The organism is Bacillus tequilensis KCTC 13622, from assembly GCF_000507145.1.
Taxonomy (GTDB): Bacteria; Bacillota; Bacilli; order Bacillales; family Bacillaceae; genus Bacillus; species Bacillus tequilensis.
On record NZ_AYTO01000008.1, the window covers coordinates 252708 to 278241 of the forward strand.

At 47.6% G+C, this 25534-nt stretch carries 22 protein-coding genes and 3 pseudogenes; 17 read left to right on the forward strand and 8 right to left on the reverse strand.

Features of this window, described 5'->3' with window-relative positions; all coding sequences use genetic code 11:
* Nucleotides 1–109: 109 nt before the first annotated feature.
* Both V756_RS0104530 and V756_RS0104535 read left to right on the forward strand, forming a co-directional pair.
* The gene (locus V756_RS0104530) at nt 110–838 is read left to right on the forward strand and encodes an AzlC family ABC transporter permease (RefSeq protein ID WP_024713629.1); all 729 of its coding nucleotides are present in this window, start codon (nt 110–112) and stop codon (nt 836–838) included.
* Complete coding sequence (locus tag V756_RS0104535; RefSeq protein WP_024713630.1) at nt 829–1161, forward strand: AzlD domain-containing protein; 333 nt, start codon at nt 829–831, stop codon at nt 1159–1161. Before V756_RS0104530 ends, V756_RS0104535 begins: the two co-directional genes overlap by 10 nt.
* Nucleotides 1162–1753: 592 nt before the next feature.
* Here V756_RS0104535 and V756_RS0104540 read toward each other — a convergent pair.
* Entirely contained in the window at nt 1754–2620 is an 867-nt protein-coding gene (locus V756_RS0104540) for an endonuclease I family protein (RefSeq protein ID WP_024713631.1), read from the reverse strand.
* Between the two features lie 81 nt (nt 2621–2701).
* Entirely contained in the window at nt 2702–2857 is a 156-nt protein-coding gene (locus V756_RS1000000123830; RefSeq protein ID WP_155906188.1) for a hypothetical protein, read from the reverse strand.
* A gap of 178 nt (nt 2858–3035) precedes the next feature.
* Between V756_RS1000000123830 and allC the strand changes: the two genes are divergently transcribed.
* From allC to pucE, 7 genes are all read left to right on the forward strand, one after another.
* The gene (gene allC / locus V756_RS0104550) at nt 3036–4274 is read left to right on the forward strand and encodes an allantoate deiminase (RefSeq protein ID WP_024713632.1); all 1239 of its coding nucleotides are present in this window, start codon (nt 3036–3038) and stop codon (nt 4272–4274) included.
* Between the two features lie 15 nt (nt 4275–4289).
* Nucleotides 4290–5540, forward strand: coding sequence for a (S)-ureidoglycine--glyoxylate transaminase (pucG, locus tag V756_RS0104555; protein ID WP_024713633.1), 1251 nt, complete (start codon nt 4290–4292; stop codon nt 5538–5540).
* 228 nt (nt 5541–5768) lie between these two features.
* Nucleotides 5769–6761 (forward strand): XdhC family protein, encoded by a 993-nt coding sequence (locus V756_RS0104560; RefSeq protein ID WP_024713634.1) that lies wholly within the window; start codon nt 5769–5771, stop codon nt 6759–6761.
* Complete coding sequence (gene pucB, locus V756_RS0104565) at nt 6758–7375, forward strand: xanthine dehydrogenase accessory protein PucB (RefSeq protein WP_024713635.1); 618 nt, start codon at nt 6758–6760, stop codon at nt 7373–7375. Before V756_RS0104560 ends, pucB begins: the two co-directional genes overlap by 4 nt.
* Nucleotides 7372–8205, forward strand: coding sequence for a xanthine dehydrogenase subunit C (gene pucC, locus V756_RS0104570; protein WP_024713636.1), 834 nt, complete (start codon nt 7372–7374; stop codon nt 8203–8205). The genes pucB and pucC overlap by 4 nt, the downstream gene beginning before the upstream one ends.
* The gene (gene pucD, locus V756_RS0104575) at nt 8206–10443 is read left to right on the forward strand and encodes a xanthine dehydrogenase subunit D (protein ID WP_024713637.1); all 2238 of its coding nucleotides are present in this window, start codon (nt 8206–8208) and stop codon (nt 10441–10443) included.
* Nucleotides 10434–10955, forward strand: coding sequence for a xanthine dehydrogenase subunit E (pucE, locus tag V756_RS0104580; protein WP_024713638.1), 522 nt, complete (start codon nt 10434–10436; stop codon nt 10953–10955). Before pucD ends, pucE begins: the two co-directional genes overlap by 10 nt.
* A gap of 111 nt (nt 10956–11066) precedes the next feature.
* Here pucE and V756_RS0104585 read toward each other — a convergent pair whose 3' ends face one another.
* Nucleotides 11067–11279 (reverse strand): hypothetical protein, encoded by a 213-nt coding sequence (locus V756_RS0104585; protein WP_142675222.1) that lies wholly within the window; start codon nt 11277–11279, stop codon nt 11067–11069.
* A 196-nt stretch (nt 11280–11475) separates the two neighbouring features.
* Between V756_RS0104585 and V756_RS0104590 the strand changes: the two genes are divergently transcribed.
* From V756_RS0104590 to V756_RS01000000121850, 3 genes and pseudogenes are all read left to right on the forward strand, one after another.
* A complete protein-coding gene (locus tag V756_RS0104590) occupies nt 11476–12603 on the forward strand; it encodes a Rap family tetratricopeptide repeat protein (RefSeq protein WP_024713640.1) in 1128 nt (375 codons plus the stop codon).
* Between the two features lie 446 nt (nt 12604–13049).
* Nucleotides 13050–13241 (forward strand): annotated as a pseudogene (locus V756_RS01000000121845) (2Fe-2S iron-sulfur cluster-binding protein); the annotation flags it as partial.
* A 134-nt stretch (nt 13242–13375) separates the two neighbouring features.
* Nucleotides 13376–14068: pseudogene (locus V756_RS01000000121850) on the forward strand (aspartate/glutamate racemase family protein).
* A 107-nt stretch (nt 14069–14175) separates the two neighbouring features.
* On the opposite strand, the gene uraH reads toward V756_RS01000000121850, so the two are convergent.
* The 5 genes and pseudogenes from uraH to pucR form a co-directional block, all read right to left on the reverse strand.
* Nucleotides 14176–14523 (reverse strand): hydroxyisourate hydrolase, encoded by a 348-nt coding sequence (gene uraH, locus V756_RS0104610; RefSeq protein WP_024713642.1) that lies wholly within the window; start codon nt 14521–14523, stop codon nt 14176–14178.
* On the reverse strand, nt 14523–16007 hold the full coding sequence (gene pucL / locus V756_RS0104615) for a factor-independent urate hydroxylase (protein ID WP_024713643.1): 1485 nt from the start codon (nt 16005–16007) through the stop codon (nt 14523–14525). The genes uraH and pucL overlap by 1 nt, the downstream gene beginning before the upstream one ends.
* Before the next feature lie 12 nt (nt 16008–16019).
* Nucleotides 16020–17313: pseudogene (locus V756_RS0104620) on the reverse strand (nucleobase:cation symporter-2 family protein).
* 5 nt (nt 17314–17318) lie between these two features.
* Nucleotides 17319–18668 carry a nucleobase:cation symporter-2 family protein gene (locus V756_RS0104625; RefSeq protein WP_024713645.1) on the reverse strand — a complete coding sequence of 450 codons (1350 nt, stop codon included), beginning with the start codon at nt 18666–18668 and terminating at the stop codon, nt 17319–17321.
* A 145-nt stretch (nt 18669–18813) separates the two neighbouring features.
* Nucleotides 18814–20409: a purine catabolism transcriptional regulator PucR gene (gene pucR / locus V756_RS0104630; RefSeq protein WP_024713646.1), complete on the reverse strand. Its 1596-nt coding sequence runs from the start codon at nt 20407–20409 to the stop codon at nt 18814–18816.
* Between the two features lie 174 nt (nt 20410–20583).
* Between pucR and V756_RS0104635 the strand changes: the two genes are divergently transcribed.
* The 5 genes from V756_RS0104635 (at nt 20584) to V756_RS0104655 (ending at nt 25506) form a co-directional block, all read left to right on the forward strand.
* Nucleotides 20584–21927, forward strand: coding sequence for an allantoinase (locus V756_RS0104635; RefSeq protein WP_024713647.1), 1344 nt, complete (start codon nt 20584–20586; stop codon nt 21925–21927).
* 98 nt (nt 21928–22025) lie between these two features.
* On the forward strand, nt 22026–22373 hold the full coding sequence (locus V756_RS0104640) for a YunG family protein (protein ID WP_024713648.1): 348 nt from the start codon (nt 22026–22028) through the stop codon (nt 22371–22373).
* A 37-nt stretch (nt 22374–22410) separates the two neighbouring features.
* Complete coding sequence (locus V756_RS0104645; protein WP_024713649.1) at nt 22411–23259, forward strand: DUF72 domain-containing protein; 849 nt, start codon at nt 22411–22413, stop codon at nt 23257–23259.
* Nucleotides 23260–23276: 17 nt separating this feature from the next.
* On the forward strand, nt 23277–24098 hold the full coding sequence (locus V756_RS0104650) for a sulfite exporter TauE/SafE family protein (protein ID WP_024713650.1): 822 nt from the start codon (nt 23277–23279) through the stop codon (nt 24096–24098).
* Between the two features lie 19 nt (nt 24099–24117).
* Nucleotides 24118–25506: a bifunctional metallophosphatase/5'-nucleotidase gene (locus V756_RS0104655; RefSeq protein WP_024713651.1), complete on the forward strand. Its 1389-nt coding sequence runs from the start codon at nt 24118–24120 to the stop codon at nt 25504–25506.
* Nucleotides 25507–25534: the final 28 nt, after the last annotated feature.

Here is a 25534-nt window from a genome sequence, read left to right on the forward strand (position 1 = left end):
ATCAAGGTGTTATAGTGTTATGTTTACTGTTATTCTAATTATTGGTTTATATTAGGGTCATACCATACAATATAACTTATTTTGAAAATTATAAAAAGGAGGAATTCGTATGTCAGACAGTGCTCTTCAACTTAAACGTTCAGTACAAAGCCAAGATACTTTTATGGATGGTGTGAAAGCTTGCTTGCCGACTGTGTTTGGTTATCTCAGTATTGGTTTTGCAGCAGGGGTAGTTGCAAAGACAGCTGGTCTAAGTGTTCTAGAAATTGCATTGTTATCCCTATTCCTTTATGCAGGTTCAGGACAATTTGTAACAGCTGGTATGATTTTGGCTGGAAGTACAATTACTTCCATTCTCTTTTCAATCTTTTTAGTAAATCTGCGACATTTGCTATTTAGTGCTTCTTTAGCGCCTTATTGTCGTAAATTTTCCGCTTGGAAAAACTTTGTTATTGGTTCGCAAATTACGGACGAAACATTTGGTGTTGCATCCAATCATCTAGAAAATAGGAAGGAAGCGAATTTTTCTTGGCTACTCGGATTAAATATAACAGCATATATCAATTGGTTACTTGCTAATGTCCTAGGAGGTATCTTTGGAGGTTTAGTAACAGATACAGAGTCTATAGGGATGGACTTTGCTTTACCTGCGATGTTCGCTGGCCTATTGGTTCTACAGATTTTGAGTAAGACCAATAAAGCTCTCGAAATATCAATAGCTATCTTTACAATTTTTTGTTTGATCGCTGTTAACTATTTAATGCCAGGTATGTGGGCCGTCATGGTGACAACTATTATTGCTTCAACAGTCGGGATGGTGATTAAGAAATGGAATTGAGATTAGATATTTTACTCATTGTTTTAGGTACAGGTATTGTTACATTATTACCTAGAGTAATCCCACTCCTTTTTTTAAGTAAAATAGAGTTGCCTAAATGGTTTTTGAGTTGGCTAAGTTTTGTACCGGTTACTGTTATGACTGCTTTGTTGGGTCAAGAACTTCTTTTTGAAGAGAATAATTTTTCACCTCTCTCAAATAGTCATGAGTTATTAGGAATCATACCAACTTTTTTAGTTGTTTTATTAACTAAGAGTTTACTAGGTGCTGTAGTGGCAGGAATGATAACTATTAGTTTACTAAGATATTTTCTATACTTTTAAATATAAAGGAAAGAACAAAAGCGCAAGCGCCTTGATCAGCCTCGGGCAATTAAGACGCTCATGAATAGAAGGTGCTCTTTACCTTCAATTCATGAGTCGCTTATGACCTCGAGGGGCTAGGCGCTGGAGCTGGATGCCAAGCGCTTATCCACAGTACAAGAATTTTAAGGTAGTAATAACGCCAATAGTTTCCATGTATCGTACGTATTCTCTACGCAACCCTTGTAGCTTTTCGCTCCCATGTCTAAAACTTGTCAAATGCATCTCATTCGTTCGTTACACCTATCCAAGTGGTAGGGGCCAGTCCTTCTAAAGGAATAGGTAAGAGCTCTTTTGCACAATAAATCCGGTACTTCGTACTTTCTTTGGTATCCTACGAATAAGCTCATATTCGAAAGATATTAATCTTAAAAACTACCGGTTATTTTAATTTCTAATTAGTCTATTTTTTGTTTGTCTTGTATTTTAAAAGCTCCTCCTAAGAATGATTTTGTATTGTGTGTGTATAATTATCTTAAACGAGTATCCCTTTTGCTCAGAATATGTTTACCAAAGTTATCTAAGGGTGCTCCTCACAAGGAGCACCTTTTTCTTACGGCCAAATCTCGTCCGCCCATTCGGGATGGTCGATAAATGGATTGCGGTTGTGCTGATATTTCTCATAAATGATTTCATTTCTTTTTCGCTCACGATCGTCAACCGGGTCCTGTTTATTCCAGTCGAGCAGGACAGATTGTTTGCCAATATAAGGAGCTGAACCGTTGCCGGTCTTATGATTAAGCTCAAGGTCAGGGTAGCCGTCATCACCTTCGTAACGGACAGCCATGTAAAACAGCATGCGGGCGATATCGCCTTTCACTTCATCACGGGGCTCCCATGAATCTCCGTCGTAATAATTGCCGGGCGCTTTCGTATATTCTGTGCCGCCATTGTCAAAATCCATATTTCCTCTGGCGCTGTTGACTTGGACATCAGCCGGGCGCAAATGGTGAATGTCTGTGCCGGGCCCTTTGCTCGTACCAAAATCGCCATGAGATTTCGCCCAGACGTGCTCGCGGTTCCAATCTCCGGCATTGCCGCCGTTCAGGTTTTTCGACCGCGATTCATTCGTATAGAGCAGGATGACGTTATTTGGGTTTGCCAGATCTTTATCGGTTTCTTTCAGCGCGTTCCATACTTCGCTGTAGGACAGCATCGTGTGTCCGCTGATGATACGGTGCAGGGCGCTTTTTAGCGATTTTCCTGTTTTTCCTTCAGCCCCTTCATAATAGGTATCAGTGTCAGCGTAGGGTGCAGCGGGAGCGGCTAACGTGAGAAGGCCCCCGGTCCCTGAGGTGGAAGACGCCAATCGGTCATTCAAGCTGAATGCGGTTTGCGCGCTTGCTGAAGCCGCGGGCGCGAACCATCCTGAAATCAGTAATACACAGACGAGCGGCAGAAACCTTGCTTTTTTTGTCATCACTTGCCCTCCTTTTATCAGATCATGTCTATTATCTAAAATTGAAATAAAGGATAAAAGTGTCATTTTGTATATTTTTCATTAAATTTGTAAATTGGTTCCTTTGGTGGAGGCGGAAATCCGCTGTTTTAATATCTTTTGGCCCTGTTTTTGCTCCAGCTGGGAGGGGGCGTGGCCTGCTCTTTTTTCAATTGAATTGGTATGTCCGAACACATCATTACGCAGTTCCGCATTCATGATGACCTGTTTTCGGCTGCCTCGCTGCCCATTGCTTTTAGTCCATACCCTTCGATTTTCTGATCTTAGGATAGATACTGTGACCAAAAAATAAACGTTTTTTTGGTTAATCTGCCAATGAACTGTCGTGTTCCTCCTTCTATAATGAAGTCACCATAACGCCCAGAGGGGGGAGTGCATGGAAAAGCAGAAGCTTTCAGTGAAAAACAGCATCACAGATTATATTGAATGGCTCGCCCAATACGGTGCGTCTGCGGATGGCGGCGTAACGAGGCTCTTGTACACAAAAGAGTGGATGGATGCGCAGCTCGCCGTGAAGACGGAAATGTCTTCATTCGGGCTTGAAACAAGATTCGATGACGTCGGCAATGTTTTTGGAAGGCTCTTGGGCACCGAGTCTCCGGATGAAGTGATTGTAACCGGTTCACATATCGATACGGTCATCAATGGAGGAAAATATGACGGTGCTTATGGCGTTCTGGCGGCAATGCTTGCGTTAAAGCAGCTCAAGGAAACATACGGAGCGCCGAAAAAAACGCTCGAGGCGGTCTCCTTGTGTGAGGAAGAGGGCAGCCGTTTTCCAATGACCTATTGGGGATCAGGGAATATGACGGGTGTATTTTCAGGACAGGATGCAATAGAGCCAAGAGACGAGTCAGGGGTCTCTCTGCAAACAGCGATGTATGAGAACGGTTTTGGCAAAGGGGTGTTTCAGGCAGCATATCGGACAGATATCAGCGCATTTGTTGAGCTTCATATTGAACAGGGGCAGACGTTGGAAATGTCAGGCCGGGATCTTGGCATTGTGACAAGTATTGCGGGGCAGAGGCGGTATCTCATCACGCTGGAGGGGGAATGCAATCACGCGGGAACCACTTCCATGAAATGGCGTAAGGACCCGCTTGCGGCCGGCAGCCGGATCATTCATGAACTGCTGCTGCGCGCGGAAGAGCAGCCGGATGAGCTCCGTCTGACATGCGGCAAAATAACGGCAGAACCCAATGTAGCCAATGTCATCCCTGGCCGCGTGCAGTTTTCAATCGATATTCGCCATCAGCATCAGCATGTGCTAGAACAGTTCCATGAAGACATGGCTGCTTTGATCAACCGCGTTTGCCATCAAAAAGGAATTCACGCCGTGATTGATGAATATATGAAGATAGAGCCTGTGCCGATGGACGAAAGGCTGAAGGCTGCGGCTCTTGAAACAGCGGCAGAAAACGGCAACAGCTGTGAAGAAATGGTAAGCGGAGCAGGGCATGACGCGCAAATGATCGGACGGCGCCATCCGGCTTGTATGCTGTTTGTGCCAAGCCGAAGCGGCATCAGCCACTCACCGAAAGAATATACCTCAGCCAGACAGCTTGAGATCGGCGTCCGCGCACTGACTGATTTATTATACAAACTGGCTTACTGATAAGGAGGAATGGCTGTGTCAGGCAGAAAAGAATTATGCACACCGTTAAGAACGATTATGACGCCGGGCCCTGTTGAGGTTGATCCGCGTGTATTAAGAGTGATGAGCACCCCGGTAGTCGGCCAATTTGATCCGGCGTTTACAGATATCATGAATGAAACGATGGAAATGCTTCGAGAGCTGTTTCAAACAAAAAATCGCTGGGCCTACCCAATTGACGGCACATCACGGGCGGGAATCGAAGCGGTGCTGGCAAGTGTGATTGAACCTGAAGATGATGTGCTCATCCCCATTTACGGGCGCTTCGGTTATTTGCTGACTGAAATTGCCGAGCGGTACGGGGCAAATGTTCATACGCTTGAGTGCGAGTGGGGAACGGTTTTTGACCCGGAGGACATCATACGGGAAATAACAAAAGTGAAGCCGAAAATCGTCGCGATGGTGCACGGCGAAACATCGACAGGGCGGATTCACCCGCTGAAAGCAATCGGCGAAGCCTGCCGCGCACAGAATGCATTGTTTATCGTCGATGCAGTTGCGACGATCGGAGGCTGCGAGGTCAAAGTCGATGATTGGAAGATTGACGCAGCCATCGGCGGCACGCAAAAATGCTTGTCTGTCCCGTCGGGGATGGCGCCGATTACATATAATGAGCGGGTGGCGGATGTGATTGCGGCTCGTAAAAAGGTGGAGCGCGGGATTGCGACACAAGCGGACAGGGCAGCGCTTTCAGGAAACCGGCCGATCACAAGCAACTATTTTGATTTAAGTCAGCTTGAGGATTATTGGAGTGAAAGACGGCTCAATCATCATACTGAAGCGACGACGATGCTGTATGCCTTACGTGAAGGTGTCAGGCTGGTGCTTGAAGAAGGCCTTGAAGCCCGATTTGAGCGGCATCGTCACCATGAGACCGCATTAGCGGCAGGGATTAAGGCGATGGGGCTGAAGCTGTTTGGAGATGACAGCTGTAAAATGCCTGTTGTCACCTGTGTAGAAATTCCGGACGGCATTGACGGCGAGTCTGTCCGTCACATGCTGCTGGCGCAATTCGGCATCGAAATTGCCAGCTCATTCGGACCGCTGGCGGGAAAGATCTGGAGAATCGGCACGATGGGCTACAGCTGCAGAAAAGAAAACGTGCTGTTCGTGCTTGCTGGGTTAGAGGCTGTGCTGCTCAGACATGGCGCAGCGATCGAAGCTGGAAAAGCGCTCCAAGCGGCGCTTGACGTGTATGAAAACGCTGGCCGTCAGGCGGCGGTATAAAGGAAGCTTGCGGAATCTCCGCAAGCTTTTTTAGTCATATGATGTGCTATTTCTCCAATCCGTTTTTCTCCGTTTGACTCTTTTTACAAATCTTCTTTCTCCGTGTTGTATTTTCTGACGAAGCAAGAGTCATTTTTTCTTCCATCATCTATTCTTTATACAAGTTACCTATAAAATCACGCTGAACTTGTTGATTCTCACAGCAATGTAAGAGAGGGGGATACAGCATTGGGAAATTTGCACATGATGGTAGATACGCTTCTGGAAGATCGGGAGGAGGCTGTGCTGGCGACCATTGTTCAGGTTGAAGGCTCCGCGTATCGAAAAGCAGGCGCCTCTATGCTCTTTAAGAAAAATGGGGATAGGGTCGGCCTGCTGAGCGGCGGATGTGTGGAAGAAGATTTATTCCAAAGAATCAGTGAGCTGGGTGATCAGCTGACGTCAGCGCTGATTTCTTATGATATGCGGGCGGAGGACGATCTTTCCTGGGGCATGGGAGCCGGATGCAACGGCATGATTCATATTTATATAGAAGCAATCACTCAGGAAAAAAGACGGCACTATGAAAGAGTGAGAGACTGCCTTCATGCTGGCAAAGCAGTAACAGCCGTTACGCAGGTTGACGCCTCCCGTTCTTTATTTCTGACGGAAAATGGGCATTTCGGGAATTGGCCGGACGCGCCTCTGCAAGACATACAACGTACCGTTTCTACGCTTCATTTGCCGCATTTTGATCCATCTGCCAACCTGTTTATTCAGCGGATTGAACCGAAGCCGCGCCTCATTCTGTTCGGAGCGGGACCGGATATTGTGCCGCTTGCCAATTTGGCGGCTGATACTGGATTTTCTGTGATTGTGACGGATTGGCGTCCCGCTTATTGCACATCCTCTCTATTCCCAAAAGCGGATCAGCTGATCACCGCTTTTCCGGAACAAATGCTCAGTGAATTTCAGTTTTTGCCGCAGGATGCAGCCGTTGTGGCAACCCACCATTTTCAGCACGATCAAGAGATCATCGCTTTCTTATTTTCTCAACAGCTTCATTATATCGGTTTGTTAGGTTCGGCAAACCGTACGAAGCGGCTGCTGAACGGAAAACAGCCGCCGGCTCACTTTTACAGTCCGGTCGGGCTGTCAATCGGTGCGGAAGGTCCCGAGGAAATCGCCGTCAGCGTTGTTGCGGAAATCATTCAAACAAGAAAACGGTTGGCGGCTGTATGAGAGTCCCCTATCTGATCGGCGTGTTTCTCGCTGCCGGCAAAAGCAAAAGAATGGGCCGAAACAAGCTTGCTTTGCCGCTGAAAGGAGAAACCATCGGATCGCTTTCCTTGAAAACGGCTCTTCTGTCCGGCCTTGATCACGTGCTGATCGTCGAGCGGACAAAACATGCTTCCCTTGAATGGATGGGAACGCCCTATCACGCTCCGCCTTTTCGAAAACGCTGGAGTCTGCACGTGTGTCGAGACGCAGAAAAAGGTCAAGGGCATTCAGTCAGCGGCGGGGTGAGAAAAGCGGAAAGCATGGGAGCGGACGGCGTTGTCATTTTGTTAGCCGACCAGCCGCAGCTTTCCGTTGATCATCTCAATGCCCTTGTGGCGATGGCACCTGAGTCGTTTGCCGTATCTTCGTTTTCAGGCGCGCTCACCCCGCCAATTTATTTCTCAGCAGCGTGTTTTCCTTATATAAAGAAGCTAAAGGGAGATGAGGGGGCCCGCAGACTTCTGAAAAACGGACAGCTTGGAAGAGGAGCCGTTTTGGAGGCAAAGGAAGGCGCGGAGCTGAACGATATTGATACACCGGAGGAATACGAGATGGTAAGGAGGGCGATGGTGTGAACAGGCAAGAGCCAACAGCGAGGGTGAATATTCAAGTATGGAAACCGGCAGCGCTTGATGAAGCCTATTCGCTTCTAGAGCAGTTTGCCCCGAATGTGTGTGCCGCATCGGGCAGCACACTGCTTCAGCTTCAGTGGGATAAGGGAATTCTTCCGAAACAGCACCTTGTCAGTCTTGAAGGAATTGAAGAGATGAGGGGGATCAGCGTCAGTGACACCCACGTGTCGATCGGAGCGCTCACGACACTGAATGAATGCAGAAAGCATCCTTTCATCAAGAGGGCGCTTCGCTGTTTCAGCGATGCTGCTTCCGCCGTCGCCGCACCGGGTATCCGCAGCCGGGCCACAATTGGCGGAAATATCGCGAGTAAAATCGGCGATTTGCTTCCGCTCTTGCTCGTGCTTGATGCGGAGCTTGTCGTGTATCAAAAGGAGCTGGTCAGGCTGCCGCTTGGCGATTGGCTCGCAGATGAAAACGATGGAAATGCTATCGTCACGCATGTCATCATCCCGCGTGCGGAGGGAGAGCGTGTGTTTTACCGCAAGCTTGGGAGGCGCCAGGCTTTTACAGGAGCGGCTGCTGTAGCGGCTGGACGTTTTTTGAAAGACGGCGGCATTCGCCTCGCCGCTGGCCATGCCGATATTACACCTGAAAGATTATTGGAAAGTGAAGCGAAGTGGATGGTGTCAGGATGGGATCCGCACGAGCTGTACGAAACGCTTCTCCATGAGCTGCCATTTTCCGCAGATGCTTTTATGTCAGCGGCATACAGAAAAAAAGCCGCTGCCAACGTCATCATGTCAGAGCTGATGGCAGAGGGGGGGGAATAAATGATCATCAACAAACTGTCAAGAGTCAGGCCGGATGGAAGAGAAAAGGTCACAGGGGAACTGAAATATATGACCGATCTCAGCTTTCGCGGAATGCTGCATGGCAAGGTGTTAAGAAGCGCTTATCCTCATGCGGAGATTGTGTCGATTTGCACCATGAAAGCTGAAGAAATGGAAGGTGTGCGGGCTGTCGTCACTCATAAAGATGTTCCCGGATTAAACCGATTTGGCATAGTCATCCCTGATCAGCCGGTTTTATGCGAGAACAGAGTACGGTATGTCGGGGATGCGATTGCCGCCGTGGCTGCGGAAACGCAGGAAATCGCGGAGGCTGCGCTGGAGCTGATTCGTGTTGAGTATAGAGAGCTGGAGGTCATTGATTCACCGGAAAAAGCGCTTCGGCCGGACGCGCCCAAGCTGCATGAGGACGGGAATATCCTGCACCGCGCGTTTTTTTCAAACGGCGATGTGGAGGAAGGATTTCAAACATCTGATACAGTTCTTGAAGAAACCTATGAGCTGCCCCGGCAGATGCATACGTATATGGAAACGGAAGGAGGCACAGCCGTTCCGGAGGATGATGGGGGCTTTACGATGTATGCAGGAACACAGCACGGCTATAAAGACCGTTTCCAGCTTTCACGCATATTTGAGATTCCTGAAGAGAAGATCAGGGTTGTGTCGAGTCCGATGGGCGGCTCGTTCGGAGGAAAGGATGAGCTGAATATCCAGCCGTATGCCGCGCTTTTGGCCCTGAAAAGCGGACGCCCTGTCAAAATCCATCAGACGAGAAAGGAATCTGTACGTTCTGGCATTAAGCGCCATCCGATGAAGGTGACAATAAAAACGGGAGCTGATCAAACAGGAAAGCTTTTGGCTCATGACGTGAAAATTGTGGCGGACACAGGTGCTTACGCCACGCTTGGACCCGCGGTTCTTGATTTTTCTGTCGAGCATGCCGCGGGGTCGTACCGTATTCCGAATATCCGGACGGAAGGAATATCTGTGTTTACGAACAACGGAGTGGCGGGAGAATTTCGGGGCTTTGGCGGCAATCAAATCACATTTGCCCTCGAAACCCATCTCGACCGTCTCAGTGATAGGCTCGGTATCGACCCGCTGGAGCTGAGAAGAAAAAATATCAGAAAACCGTATGACTTAGGGCCGCTGGAGCATCGGATTGCACCGACTGACGGAGCGGCACAGGTGTTGAATGCCATTTCTGAATCTCCCATTCTGACAAGAAAACGCCGGTACTCCGGGTATATACGGAGCGGCACGGGAGCGGCAATAACGATGCACGGCGGCGGGCTGGGGTATGGCCGAATGGATGCGGCGGGAGGCCGTTTGTCCCTTTCAAGTGACGGCAAAATCACAGCTTCGTTCGGATTTGAAGAATGCGGACAGGGCATTCTGGCAGCGATTGAACATATCGTCACAGAGGAGCTTGGCTGTGCCGCAGAGGATATTTCCATTGTGATCGGAGATACCGCAAAGGTGCCGAAGTCAGGCTCCTCCACAGCATCCCGCGGCACAAGCATGGCGTGGCACGCAATTCAGCGTTTGAAGAAGCCGTTTCTTTCTCGCTTGAAAAAACGGGCGGCAGAATGGAGCGGCAGTTCAGCCGAAAATCTTATTCTCGGCGCCGCAGGTTTGCGTGACAAAAACACAGAGGCACTCATGGTGACGTATAAGGAGCTGGCTGAAAAAGGCCCTTTGGCAGAGGAAACGGCATTTGACTTTCCAACAACGCCTGATCCTGTGGATGGCGGACATTTTCTCTACTCATTTGGAGCAGCCGCCGTTGAAGTGGAGGTGGATCTATTAACAGGCGAGGTCAAAGTGATAGATTGTGAGCACGCCATTGCGGCAGGTCCGGTTGTCAGTCCGCAGGGTTACCGGGGCCAAATTGAAGGCGGTGCCGCCATGGCGCTCGGCTATACGCTGATGGAGGAAGCGAAAATGACGGACGGCCGTTATGCTGCGGGAAATCTCGATCACTATTTGATCCCAGTCGTCAAAGATGTTCCTTGCATGAAGGTGATCGCAATAGAAGAACTGATGAAGGGAGACGCATACGGACCGCGGGGAGTTGGCGAAATTGGAACGATCGCTATCACTCCCGCTATTGTAAAGGCTGTCCATGATGCGGTCGGCTGCTGGATAAACAAACTGCCGATTTCGAGAGAAGAGCTGCTGGAAGCGATAGACAGAAAGGGGCTGAAGCAATGGACGTAAAAGAAGCTGGCTTACTTCCTGTAAAAAAGGGACAGTACCGAATGACCGTAAATGGGCAGGAGCGTGAGGTGACAGCCATTCCCACGGCTCGTCTAAGTGACCTGCTTAGAAAGGAATGTCAGCTGACCGGGACAAAGGTGTCCTGCGGAATCGGCCGCTGCGGAGCATGCTCCATCCTAATTGACGGAAGGCTGGCCAATGCGTGCATGACGATGGCCTATCAAGCAGACGGCCACTCCATCACAACCATCGAGGGGCTTCAAAAAGAAGAGCTGGATATGTGCCAAACCGCTTTCTTGGAAGAAGGCGGCTTCCAATGCGGCTACTGTACGCCGGGAATGATCATTGCGCTTAAAGCATTGTTCGAAGAAAACCCGCATCCCACAGATGAAGACATAGAAGAAGGACTGGCAGGGAATTTGTGCAGATGTACCGGTTACGGCGGAATTATACGGTCGGCCTGCAGGATAAGAAAAGAGTTGAACAGAGGAAAAGTGAAGTCCGATTTTTAAAGTCGGACTTCACTCGTGTGAAAAATTGATTTTTGCAATTGGACGATTAAGGGACATTCGTTTATGTTCTCGACGCCAATACGAGACACTTGATCTCGCAATCATTTCTTCTTATAAATCACTAACACCAGCCAATAAACCGATAAGACTCAAAAAAATGGTGATCGCAAGGAAAGCCCAGACTAACGCAGCGAATGGCGTGTTGATTCCCACGCCTTCTTTCCATTTGAAATTCCGGCTTGTTCTGAACTTTCCCAGCTGAATACATAAAATCACATTTAACAATACTGATATGGCAAGTGCTGCTACTAAATATAAGTTCAAACCCATCAACCTTTCTTTTTAGGCTTTCCTCTAGTGTAATCGATAAGCAGATGTGGATTTCAAGAGTCATTATTATGTTTTTTAAAAAATATAGATGATGACGTTACGAAACTAACAAAAGAAAAAGTTTGCGGTTTTTTTGCGGTCTTACATATTTTTGGTAATGTTATAATATTACATAAAAAGGAGGGATCCTGTGAATCCGGTTTTACCTTCGTCGGAAGTTGGCGTCAAAATCAATGAATGGTATAAGATGATTCGTCAATTTAGTGTCCCGGATGCAGAGATTTTAAAGGCTGAGGTGGAGCAAGAAATCAATCAGATGGAAGAGGATGAATATTTGCTGATTTATTTCTCATTAATGAAATTCCGTCATCAGCTCATGTTAGATTATTTGGAACCTGTAACAACACGTATAAGACCAACTATTGAGGAACTTCTTGAAAAAATTGAGGCTTCAAATAAAGGCATATCTGGCCTGTTGTCGTATTATTCTCTGTTTTTCAGAGGGATGTACGAGTTTGATAAGAAGCAATACATGAAAGCTATTTACTATTATAGAGAAGCCGAAAAGCAGCTTATACATGTCCCTGATGAGATCGAAAGGGCAGAGTTTCATTTTAAGTTAGCTGAAGCATATTATGGTATGAAGCAAAGTCATGTGTCTATGCATCACGTTAAACAAGCATTGGATATTTATAATCAATATGAACTTTATAAGGTGCGAAAAGTCCAATGTATGTTTGTTATTTCAGGGAATTATATTGATTTTAAACGTTATGAAAAAAGTCAGCCGCATCTTGAAAAAGCATTAGAGTTATCTAGGGAATTGAATAACAAGAGGTTGATTAGTTCTGCGTTATATAATTTAGGCACAAATTTTGCTGACAGTGGTGATTACGAGCAAGCGGAAGTATTCATGAAGCAAGCTGTGGAAATAACAGAAAAAGAAAAGCTCACAAACTTGCCACATTCTTTATTTTCTTATGCAAAAATCCTTTTCAAACAAGGAAAAATGAATGAAGCTATCCAAGTAAGTAAGAAAGGTTTGTCAGCAGCTCTTTATCAAGGTGATGAGCTCTTCGCAAAATTACAGGGTTATTTAAAAGCTCTTTACGTTGATGCGGTGGATCAACATGGAGTTAATCAGACCATAGAATACTTAGAAAAGAATAAGAACTATTCGTATGTTGAAGACATTGCCTGTGAGACCGCAGCTGCTTTTGCAAACTCAAAAGAATTTGAAACATCCTATGTTTATCATCAGAAAATGGTTGAGACTCAAACACAAATTCAAAGGGGAGAATGCCTGTATGACTTTTAAAAAGAGGTTGAGCATTATCCTGGGTTTGTCATTTGTTTTCCTATGTGGTTTCGGTACCGACTTTACAGAGAACCAAACTCAAAACACAATTCATCTTGCTTCAGATCGTCTTCAAACTTGAAAATATTACTCTGAACCTCCTTTGAAAATGGAGGTTTTTATTGTGAAAAAGAAAACCCTATGCGAGGCCTAGGGTTCCAAAAAAGCTTTCAGCGTTGTATGAAGAAAACTCCCCCCGAGTGCTTTTTGGTTCGCCAACCAAAATATCAACATACGGAGGAGTTTTTATATCAAAAGACACTAACAGTTTGGCACACACGACATGGAATTGTAAAGCTGTGCATGATGGGGTCTGCTGCTAGGTAAACAAGCCGTTCATTTCAAGCGAAGAACTGCGATAGAAAGGGGCTGAAGCAATGGACGTAAAAGCAGCTGAATGATTTCCTATGAAACAGAAACAATTCCGAATGACCGTAAATGGTCAGGAGCGTGAGATGGAAGCCATTCCCGCGACTCGTCTAAGTGACCTGCTTAGAAAGGAAATTCAGCTGACCGGAACAAAGGTTTCCTGCAGAATCGGCCGCTGCGGAGCATGCGCCATCCTAATTGACGGGAAGCTTGCCAATGCGTGCATGACAAGCGGACTTTTAGTATCTAGAAGACTTCGGGATATTTCCTCGCAGGCAATTTTCTGAAAAATAAATCATTTCATTAGATTAATCTATACTTTAGAATAATTGATTATATTCTGAAAAGATTCAGGGGTGGACTTATGAAAACGATCGGCCTTATTGGCGGAATGAGTTGGGAATCTTCGGCTGAGTATTATCGAATGATCAATGAGGAGATAAAAAAGAAACTAGGAGGGCTGCATTCTGCAAAATGCGTTTTGTACAGTGTCGATTTTAAGGAGATTGAACACTATCAGTCAGAAGGGGCTTGGGATAAAGCAGGTGCGGCTTTAGGGAAAGCTGCGAGATCATTAGAAAAAGCAGGCGCAGACTTTATCGTCATATGTACAAATACTATGCATAAAGTGATTGGCTATATCCAGCAAATGATCACTATCCCTATTTTACATATTGCAGATGCAACTGCCGATCAAATCACGAGACAAGGTATTCGTTAAGTAGGTTTACTTGGAACGAAGTATACGATGGAACAAGATTTTTATAAATCACGTATTGAGTCTCACAATATCAATGTCATTGTGCCTGCTGATGAGGAAAGAGAAGTAATCAATCATATTATTTATCAGGAGCTGTGTTTAGGCGAAATCAAACAGTCGTCTAAACACATGTATAAGAAGATCATCAATCATTTGGTGGATCGAGGTGCAGAAGGGATTATTCTTGGATGTACTGAAATTGGATTACTAGTAAAACCAGAGGACTCTGAAGTGCCATTATTTGATACAGCTTTCATCCATGCTCAAACAGCAGTGAATACATCTCTTTCCTTGTAGCTGTGTATGCTGCCAAGTGAAAAGAGTATAAGACATACTTTTCATCTGACTATAATCAAACGTTAAAGCTGCCATGGAGAAGCCCGCCTCACCGGCGGGCTTCCTTCTTAACTCCCCCTATACACCTGATAACCAAAAGGCGACAGCAAAAGCGGGATATGATAATTCGCATCTGAATCTGCAAGCTGAAAGCGGACGGTGACGATGGTTAAAAACGGCTGATCGGCTGTATTTATGTTTTTGCTCGCAAAATACTCTCCTGCATGAAATTCTATGACATATTCTCCGGGCACCAGCTCTTCCCCTGCGAGAAGCGGCGCATCGACTCGGCCGTCAGCGTTGGTGAATGCCTCTGTCAAAAGGCTTCCGCCGTACAGCCGCTTCAATTCAATTTTTACGTTCGCGGCGGGTTTGCCGCAGGTTAAATCCAAGATATGGGTTGTCAGCTTTCCCATCAGGCCTTCAGGCTCCGAAATTCTTCAGTAGCTTTCTGTTTTTCTTTCTCGGCGTCTTCTCTTGTCACGGTAAAGCGCTGGAAGCCGAATGGCGGGCGCGGTTCGGTGTAGACTTTTCCTTTGGACCCCGGGATTTCCTCAACGACTGTGTCCCATGTGTGATTTTGAGATTGGAAGGTGACGTCGGTGAGCTGCGGGAATCTCGTTAAAATTCTGCAACCGATATGATAGATTAAATTTTGGATTGAAGGGGTTTCAAGTTCGTGAAACACGGCGCTTGCCAAGTCGCGGACCTGTTCAGCCGCGACGTAGCGGGCGGGATCTGAAGCGTATGCGTCATTTGTGTTTTCGTAATGCCAGCCGATGTTTAGATGGACAAACAGCGGGCGGTTGCCGTCTTCGGGGAGAGTCGTATATTCGTCGCGAATAAAGCCGACGAAAGAGTTGCCGCTCACCTTGACGAGCTGGAGATCTATGATTTCACTGTATTGCTCCTTAATCGTTATGGTATCCCCGGTTCGTTCCGCTTTCAGCACAGACCGAGCCCGTTCATTGCGCGATCTTCTGAAAACGAGCTGGCTTGTGCGGAGCTCTTGCGCATCGTATACGGGCATTGCTTCAAATGGAATCTCTTCGCCTGTCAGAGTAATCGTGTCCATATGAGAATACGTATTTAAAAATCGGTGAGCCACATCGTGTAAGAACCCCTCAATTGTTGTCCCTTCATAGGAAGCGAGATGGCGCTGAATAAAGTTTTTCATTGAGTCTGTAGCCACAACGAGGGTGTTATCCCCGTCTATAAATGACGGCAGGAAGGCGTCTCCGCCAATTTCACATGTCACATCAACGCCGACAACGGTATTGTCTCTCCCTGAAAAAGATGACTCTGGGATTTGCTTTACTCCTGTGAGCGGCTTTAAAAACGTTCGGTATGCAAATACATTTCCTTTGCCGTAAGACATAGTTCTTTTCATTTGCGTCTCTCCTTTTTCAGTTATGATGTCCGCCAGCCGAAAGCGGGCGATGCGGTAAATTTCGATAAGGGCTTGCTGGAACTCGGTTTCCTGTTCGTTCTCGAGCCTTTTCACTAGGGCTCGGTGAATGTCCTGTTTCGTTTTTCCCTTTACCGCTAAAATAAAAGGAAAACCGAAGCGTTCATCATAATGTTCATTCAGCTTGAGAAATTCCTCGTATTCCTCTTGTTCAAGTTTGCTTAGCCCTGCGTTTCGCTGCTCGCTTACTGAGGCATCACTCATTATGTTCTTTGTTCCGAGTCTGGGATGCTTGTTGATTAAATTAAGCTGCGTCTGGCGGTCCGCGGCTTTTAAAATGCCGGCCATTTTGCGGTGAAGATCAGAAAGAGAAGAAAACGGGCGTAATTCCGCCGCTTCCTCCGCAATCCATGAAGAGTGTTCGAAAATAGATCCCAGCGTGTCTGTCAGTGTGTGTCTGTCCATTTGATTCAGGTCATTCATAGTGAACATTGGCATCTTCCTTTACGTTTTTATTTCAGCGTCGATCCGGCTGCTTGGTTTGAAAAAAAGCGTGCAATGCAATTGCCGTCAAACTGCCGATCACAATTCCGCTTCCTGCCAAGACTGAAGCCGCTCCCGGAAGAGAGGAAAACAACGCGGGAACTGTCGTTGCGCCAAGCCCTAAGCTGACGGAAGCGGCAATAATCAGCAGATTGCCTTGCGAGTCGAGATCAACGCTAGAAAGCATTTTGATCCCGTAAGAAATGACCATGCCGAACATGACGATCATCGCGCCGCCGAGAACTGGGTTTGGAATCACTGTTGTCAGTGCAGCTGCTTTTGGAACCAGTCCGATTGCCATCAGCATCATCCCCGTGACGGCGATGACGTTAACACTTTTCATTTTTGATAGCTGGACAATACCGACATTTTGCGAGAAAGCGGTATAGGGAAACGCGTTAAATAAGCCGCCAAGCATAATTGCAAAGCCCTCCGCCCGGTAGCCCTTTTCCAGATCCTGCTCCGACAGCCTGCGGTTTGTGATATCGGCAAGCGCAAAGTAAACACCTGTCGATTCGACCAGACTGACAATCGCAACGAGCAGCATCGTCACAACAGCCGGCAGCTCGAAGGTAGGTGGTCCGAAATAAAACAGAGACGGAACATGAAGCCAGGACGCCTCCATGACATCAGAAAAATCGGCCTTTCCCATGAAGAATGCGGCCGCTGTACCTGCGATAAGGCCGAGCAAAACCGCAATGGAGCGGATAAAGCCTTTAAAGAAATAAAACAGCAATAAGATAAAAGCCGTGACGCCAAATCCGAGAAGCACGTTGTCCAATGACCCGAAGTCTTTGCTTCCATCGCCTCCGGCCAGGTTATTCATTGCTGTCGGAATCAGGCTGATGCCGATAATCATGACGACTGAGCCGGTCACAACAGGCGGAAAAAAACGGACAAGCTTTCCAAAGAAGCCCGCGGCTAAGACGATAATCAGCCCTGCGACGATAATGGCACCGTATATGGCTGAGACACCGTATGTGCCGCCGATGGAAATCATCGGGCCGACTGCGGTAAACGTACATCCGAGCACAACAGGGAGGCCGATGCCGAAAAACCGATTTTTCCATAGCTGCAAAAGAGTCGCCGCCCCGCACATGAACAAATCGATCGCGATTAAATACGTGAGCTGACCCGGATTCAGCCCGATCGCCGCTCCGACGATCAGCGGAACAAGAATGGCTCCCGCATACATGGCAAGCATATGCTGAAGCCCGAGCATCATCAGCTGAAAGGCATTGCGATATTCCTTCATCTTTTTTACACCTCTTTTTCTAATGCGAGTGTATGATCTAATGCCGGAAGTTCAGTTTTCTGTGTTGTTTTTTCTTTTTTGCCGCGCAGGCTGAAAAATAGATTCAAAAAGATGGCGGTCAGACTGCCGGTGATGGTGCCGTCACTGACGAGAATTCTGATTGGAGCGGGGAATTCAGCAAAAATCCCGGGGACCGTGCTGGCGCCGATGCCGAGTGCGATTGAGCAGGCGATGGTCAAGAGGTGGTATTGGTTTTTGAGATCCGCTGCGCTGAGCATTTTGACGCCTGAGGCAATCACCATGCCGAACATGACAACGGTCGCGCCGCCAAGTACAGCAGCAGGAACGGCAGAAGCAAGGGCGGCGATCTTCGGAATCAGTCCGAGACAGACAAGGATACAGCCTGCGGTAACGACGATGTTTCTTGTTTTGACTTTCGTCAGCTGCAATAAGCCGGCGTTTTGCGCAAAGGTGTTATAAGGGAAGGCGTTGAACAGTCCGCCGATGAGAATGGCGATTCCTTCCGCCCGGTAGCCTTTGACAAGATCTTTTTCGGTTAAAGATCTGCCGCATATCTTACCGATCGCATAGAAAACGCCGGTCGATTCGACGATAATGACCATTCCGACGATCAGCATCGTTAAGATCGGGCCGATTTCAAATGAAGGGGCTCCGAAGTAAAACGGCCTCGGGATTTGGAAGAACGGGGCTTCAGCGACAGCAGAAAAACTGACTTTTCCCATGATCGCTGCTGCCGCTGTCCCGGCGGTGATTCCGATCAGAACGGACAACGTTCGGGCAAATCCTTTGAGAAAGCGGTTGAGAACTAAGATCAGGACAAGGACGCCGACAGAGAGGAGAAGGTTTTCGAGCGAACCATATTCGGGGTTGGCGCCGCCGTTTATTTTTTCGCCGCCAGCCATATTTTTCACACCTGTCGGAACAAGTGAAAGGCCGATTAAGGTGACAACGGTTCCTGTTACGACAGGAGGAAATAACACGGTCAGCCTGCCGAAAAATCGCGCAAAGAGAAAGATAAACACACCAGCAGCGATGATGGAGCCGTAAATGGCGTGAATGCCGTAATTCGCGCCGATTGAAATCATCGGGGTGACGGCCACAAATGAACTGCCGAGCATGACGGGAAGACCGATGCCGATGTATGCGCCGCGAAGGGTTTGCAAAAGCGTCGCGATGCCGCACGTTAACAGGTCAATCGCTAACAGGTAAGACAGCTGTTCAGAGGTTACATTCAGCGCCCTGCCGACAAGCAGGGGCACTAAAATCGCACCTGCATACATGGCCAGCACATGCTGAAGGCCAAGAGAAAACACCGCAAACGATCGTTGTTTCACCATAGTCCCTCCTTTTCATGTGAACTTTAGTAACATGATAGCGTGCGAACTGTCGGGTGTCATTGGCTACTGTAGCTGAAAAAGACAGGTGTTATTGCTGGAAGTGACGAAAAACGATTTAATTCGTAAGATTATGTGACGGATGTTAGCTGATTAACCGCTGCATCCGTAAAGCAAGCCGCAAACGCATTGTCGTTTCAGGGTCTTTTAAGCTTTTGCCCAGCAGCTCCTCACATTTTTCAAGGCGGTAGATGACCGTATTGCGATGAACGTACAGACGCTTTGCCGTCTCGGAAATTTGGCAGTGTGTCTCTAAATAGACGGACAGCGTATGAAGCAGGCTTTGATCCTCCTGCTGTTTTTCAGCGAGGCTTTGAAGCGTGGAGTTGTAAAATTTCTTCAAATCCTCAACCGGGAGCAGGCGGAGGAGCTCAGGCACATCTTTTGCGTGATACACTTGGATAAACGCGGTGCTTCTAGACAAATGCCCTGATTGCAAAGCGTCTGAAGCTTCGGTGAACGCGTCGGGAACGTCAATGAGCTTTTGGCATATATTGCTGATGCCAAAGGACACCGTCCGTTTAAATTGAGCTCTGATCTGTGATTGAAACTGCTCTAAAAAGCTGATCACCGATGCGTGCATTTCACTCCAGCTGTCTGTCGCCTCGATCAGAATAATACCGACATTTCCTTTTATAAAAAGATGGGGAGGAAACGGGAAGGCTGATAATTCGCCTTCAAGAAATTCAAATACGCCGTCGGAGGCGAGCTGATTTTCTGTAAAGCTGATTGATTCGTCATTCCGGTCGAGTTTGCCGGCGATGCACATGTATTTTTGATCCCAGCGCAGCTTGAATTCCTTCGCCCGGTTTTTGATTTCATCGTTTGAAGAAAATGAGCGCTCAATAAAATTGCTGAAAAACTCATTGCGCGCACGCCTGCTGAATTGCTTCAGCGCATTTTCTTTCAGCAGTTCAAAGGAAATCACGTTGGCCGCTTGCTCAATCGTGAGAATCAATCCTTTGTCGCCGGCCTGCACCATGTCCGGTATCAGCAGATAGCCGCAATTTTTTTCGTGATTATAAATAGGAAGGACGGAATACGTTTTCTGATCCGGAATCGTACAGAAACAAGTGAAAAACGGACCGGATACGGTATTCAGAGTGCTTTTCAGCTTTTCGGTCTCAAATGAAATCTGATGCGACGCAGACAGCATTTTGGCATGCTGGTCAAGCAGCAGCACAGGTAGCTGAAGGAGGTCTGAGACCTTTTTGAGGAGAGATTGCAGCCCTTTGCCGCTCATAATATGGTTTGTGAATTTTTTGTGCGCGTAAATGGCTTGCTGCAGCTCGTTAGACCGCATATCGAGAATGTGGCTGAGTGTTGCATTCACAATATCCCCGAGGCGGATGTGCTCCGGCAGCTCAATGATCGGAAACGCGTATGAATCGGCCAGTTCGATGATTTCTTTCGGGATATCCTCCAAGTAGCGCTTTGTTTTAATGCCGAGGCCCGCGCAGCCGCGTTTTGCCATTTGCCGAATCAATTCAGATAACTGGTGCGGGTGATCCTTCAGGTGATACGCGGTGGTGACGAGCAATTCATTCTTATGCAGGAAGTCTGCGATATCCGGAGCGTCCATCATATTGACATGCTGAACCTCTCTTTCCCCTCCTGCTTTTCCAGCGATTAAATGGGCGTTTTCAAAAGCCGGTATTTTCATCACATCAAAAATATTCATAGCGCATTCTCCTTTTCTATAAAAACATTGGTTAAGATGAATAATTTTCAATAGGAATTCTAGCGGTTTTGCTGATGTAATACGATCATAGTAGCAGTAAACTGTTGAAAATAGAATGAATTGTGTTACATAAACTGACATGAAAAATCGTCAACCTGACATGGGGGTATCATAATGGCTTACGATATGGTGATAAAAGGTGCGAAGGCAGTTACGCCAGATGGTGTGAAAGAATCTGATATTGCAGTCCAAAACGGCATCATTGCCGAGATTGGTTCGGCCATTGAAGCAAGCGGGGCGACGATGGTCAAGGCAGACGGAAAATACGTGTTTCCCGGTGCGATAGACTGCCATGTTCATTTCAATGAACCGGGCAGAGAGGACTGGGAGGGGATTGAAACAGGTTCGCAGATGATGGCGGCAGGCGGCTGCACCACTTATTTTGATATGCCGCTCAATTGCATTCCATCGACCGTGACGGCAGAGCATCTTCTCGCAAAAGCTGAACTGGGCAGGCAAAAATCAGTCGTGGATTTTGCGCTATGGGGCGGACTTGTGCCCGGCCATATCGATGACATCCGCCCAATGACAGAAGCGGGGGCGATCGGATTTAAAGCATTTTTATCAAGATCAGGCACAGATGAGTTCCGCTCTGTTGATGAACGAACCTTGCTCAAAGGCATGGCGGAAATCGCAGCTGCAGGGAAAATCCTCGCTCTTCACGCCGAGAGCGACGCGATCACAAGCTATTTGCAAATGGTTTTGGCCAATAAAGGAAAGGTGAATGCGGATGCGTACGCCGCCTCCCGCCCGGAGGAAGCAGAAGCTGAAGCGGTGTATCGCACGCTTCAGTATGCGAGGGTGACAGGGTGCCCGGTGCATTTTGTTCATATCAGTACGGCGAAAGCGGTTCGGCTGATCAGAGAGGCGAAACAGGAGGGGCTTGATGTTTCGGTCGAAACATGCCCGCATTATGTCTTGTTCAGCCATGACGATTTACGGGAAAAGGGTTCTGTCGCGAAATGCGCGCCTCCGCTTCGGCCGCGGGAGTCGCAGGAAGCCTTGATCGAGACGCTCATTGCCGGGGACATTGACATGGTTTCCTCAGACCATTCCCCTTGCCGCCCATCCTTGAAGCGGGAGGATAACCTGTTTTTATCATGGGGCGGAATCAGCGGCGGGCAGTTCACTTTATTAGGCATGCTTGAACTCGCGCTTGAACACCAGATTCCGTTTGAAACCATCGCTGAATGGACAGCGGCGGCACCTGCGAAACGATTCGGCCTTCACAAAAAAGGGCGGCTGGAAGCGGGGTGTGATGCGGATTTTGTTCTCGTCAGCATGGAGCCGTACACTGTCACAAGAGAATCGATGTTTGCAAAGCATAAGCTAAGCCTTTACGAAGGGCATACATTTCCCTGCCGCATTTCGGCCACTTACAGCAAAGGCCGGTGTGTGTACAGTGGCGGAGAGAAAGCAGAAATAGGCATTGACGGAGCGCTGGTCGTTCCTTCGTAATCCCGGCGATTTTTAACCGCCGGTTTTTTTGATTTCCGCCGTTCTTGTTTTTAAAATTTTATCAACGTGGTATCTTTTTTAAAAAGGAGGCGGAGGCAATGGAACATGTTAAATACATACTGAAGCAATCCTGGTCGCGCCATACGAGTTCTAAATGGACGGAAGAATGCCCGTCATGCGGCCAATGCGGTGTGACGGCATTGGTGATTCAGGATCAACTCGGCGGCGCCATTTTTAAAACAAAGGTCGGTGAGAGCTGGCATTTTTATAACTGCATCAACGGTGTGATCTATGACTTTACGAGTGAACAGTTTCAGGCGCCGATTGAATACCTGCATATTCCTTCCTCAAGAGAAGAGGCGTTTTTAGATACAAATGAGGAACAATACCAGCATCTTCGTTCAGCATTTTCCCGCCATATGAACAGCATTTCCGAGGAAACCTGAAAACACGTGTGATAAACTGGAAGAGAGGTGAATGATTGTGATTTATATCGGACTGACGGGATGGGGGGATCATGACAGCATCTATCCGCCGAAAACGGCCAGCCAGAAAAAATTGCAGGCCTATTCCTCCCATTTTCCGATCGTGGAGTTAGACGCGAGCTTTTACGCGATTCAGCCGGCGCGCAATAATGAAAAGTGGGTGAAGGAAACGCCGGAAACCTTCCAATTTATCGTGAAAGCGTATCAGGGCATGACGGGGCATCAGCGCGGCGAAATCCCCTTTGACTCAAAAGAGGAGATGTTTGACGCGTTTAAGGTGTCGTTAACGCCATATTTACATAGCAATAAGCTCGCCATGGTGCTGTTCCAATTTCCGCCGTGGTTTGACTGCAAGAAGGAGAATGTCGCTTATTTGAGATGGTGCAAACACCAAATGGGAGATATTCCATGTGCGCTTGAATTCAGAAATCGTTCCTGGTTTTCGCCGCCATTTTACGAGCAGACGCTTTCGTTTATGAAGGCGGAAGGCTGGATTCACAGTGTTTGTGATGAACCGCAAATCGGAGAAGGCAGCGTTCCGACTGTGCTGCGCGCCACCGATGAAAACAAAACGCTCGTCAGGTTTCACGGGCGCAACAAGCAGGGCTGGATGAAGCCTGATGGCGGGAAAAACTGGCGTGAGGTCAGGTACTTATACCGCTACAATCAGCAGGAGCTGACAGCTTGGAAAAAGCACCTGAATGAGCTGCAGCAGCAATGTAAGGATGTTTTTGTCCTGTTCAACAACAATTCCGGCGGAGACGCCGCGGATAACGGCAAGCAGATGCTTGAACTGCTTGATATCGAGTACAGCGGACTTGGGCCGAGACAGCTCGATTTATTTTAGAAAAGAGGTTTTTACTGATGTCGTTTGTGATTTTGGCCGTACTGGGATTAATCGCAGGTACGGTAGGAAGTCTGATTGGGCTTGGCGGCGGAATTGTCATCGTGCCGTCTCTGATGTTTTTAAGCACAGTGACGCCGCTGTTTCAGGATGTGACGCCCCAGGTCGCGATTGGAACTTCGCTTTTGGTCATTATTTTTACGGGTCTTTCTTCAACTTTGGCCTATATTAAATATAAAACCGTTGATTATAAGAGCGGGCTCATTTTCTTTATCGGCTCAGGCCCCGGCAGCATGATCGGGGCTTACGTGTCAAAGCTGTTCAATTCAAGCTCGTTTTCCGTTTGGTTTGGCATTTTTATGATCCTGATTTCATTATCCTTAATGCTGAAAGCGAAAGCCCGGCCGATCAACAAAGCGCACAAAGGCATTATCCGGACATTTCAGGATGATGCCGGTGAGCCTTATACGTATTCATATCAGGCTCCTGTCGGCATTGCGATCGCCTTTGTTGTCGGCTTTTTAGGCGGGCTTTTCGGAATAGGCGGCGGATCGCTGATGGTTCCTGCAATGATGCTGTTATTCCTGTTCCCGCCAAAGGTTGCGGTGGCAACGTCCATGTTTATCATTTTCCTGTCCTCTATGACAGGGTCTGTTTCACATATTATTTCCGGGCACGTCAATTGGCTGTACGCCCTCGCGCTTGTGCCCGGCGCTTGGTTCGGCGGAAAGCTTGGCGCCGCCATCAACAGAAAAATGCAGACGAAAACGATCGTGATGATCATGCGGATCGTACTGATTTTGATCGGCTGCCAGCTCATTTACGAAGGCATATTCAGCTGAACGATTAGGGAGAGATAATATGAAGGAGAAGCTCCGCTTATATCATACAAATGATTTGCACAGCCATTTTGAAAACTGGCCGAAAATTGTAGATTATATCGAGCAGAAACGAAAAGAGCATCAGTCAGACAGCGAAGAGACGCTCGTTTTTGATATTGGCGATCATCTTGATCGTTTTCAATTCGTGACAGAGGCGACTTTCGGAAAAGCGAATGTCGATCTCTTAAACCGTCTTCACATTGATGGAGCGGCAATCGGCAATAACGAAGGGATTACGCTTCCGCATGAAGAACTCGCAGCCTTATATGATCATGCAGAATTTCCCGTAATCGTCTCCAATCTGTATGACAAAAACGGAAACCGTCCGTCCTGGGCGGTTCCTTACCATATCAGAACATTGAAAAACGGCATGACCATTGCTTTCTTAGGCGTAACTGTGCCGTATTATCCCGTTTATGACAAGCTGGGGTGGACAGTAACCGATGCTTTTGAGAGCGTGAAGGAAACCATTCAGGAAGTGAAAGGGCAGGCTGACATCATCGTTTTGCTGTCGCATTTAGGCATTCTTGATGATCAGGAAATGGCTGAAGCGGTGCCTGAAATTGATGTCATTCTCGAATCGCACACCCATCATTTGCTTGAAGACGGACAAGTGGTTAACGGTGTTTTACTTGCCAGCGCTGAAAAATACGGGCATTATGTCGGCTGTGTAGAAATCACGGTGGACAGCATTCAGCGAAGCATTATCAGCAAAACAGCATCTGTGCAGAACATGGCGGAATGGACAGGGGAATCCGCAGAAACAAAAGCATTTCTCAATGAAAAAGAACATGAAGCCGAGGAGAAGCTGTCCGATGCCGTTGCCGAGCTTGCTCAAGATGCTGAGGTAAAGTGGTTTGAAGAATCAGAGCTGCCTTTGCTGTTGGCGTACGCGTTAAAGGAATGGTGCGGGACGGATATCAGTATGGTCAATTCAGGTGTCATTCTCGGTCCGCTGAAAGCGGGTCCCGTGACGAAGCTGGATCTGCATCGCATCTGTCCTCATCCGATTAATCCGGTGGCGGTTTGCCTGACGGGAGAAGAACTGAAAGAGACCATTGTTCATGCCGCTTCCGAAAAAATCGAACAGCTCCGCATCAAAGGGCTCGGCTTCCGCGGAGAAGTAATGGGAAAAATGGTGTATGCGGGTGTAGATGTCGAAACGAAACGGCTGGATGACGGAATCACGCATGTCACACGGATTACGCTGAACGGGGAAGAGATTGAAAAACATAAGCAATACTCCGTTGCGGTGCTAGACATGTTTACACTCGGCAGGATGTTTCCGATCATCCGCGACGCCGCGGAAAAAGAATATTTCATGCCGGAGTTTTTGCGGGATCTGCTTGCTTGGAAGCTTGCGCAATAATGAGGTCAGCCCACAACAACTCTGCCCT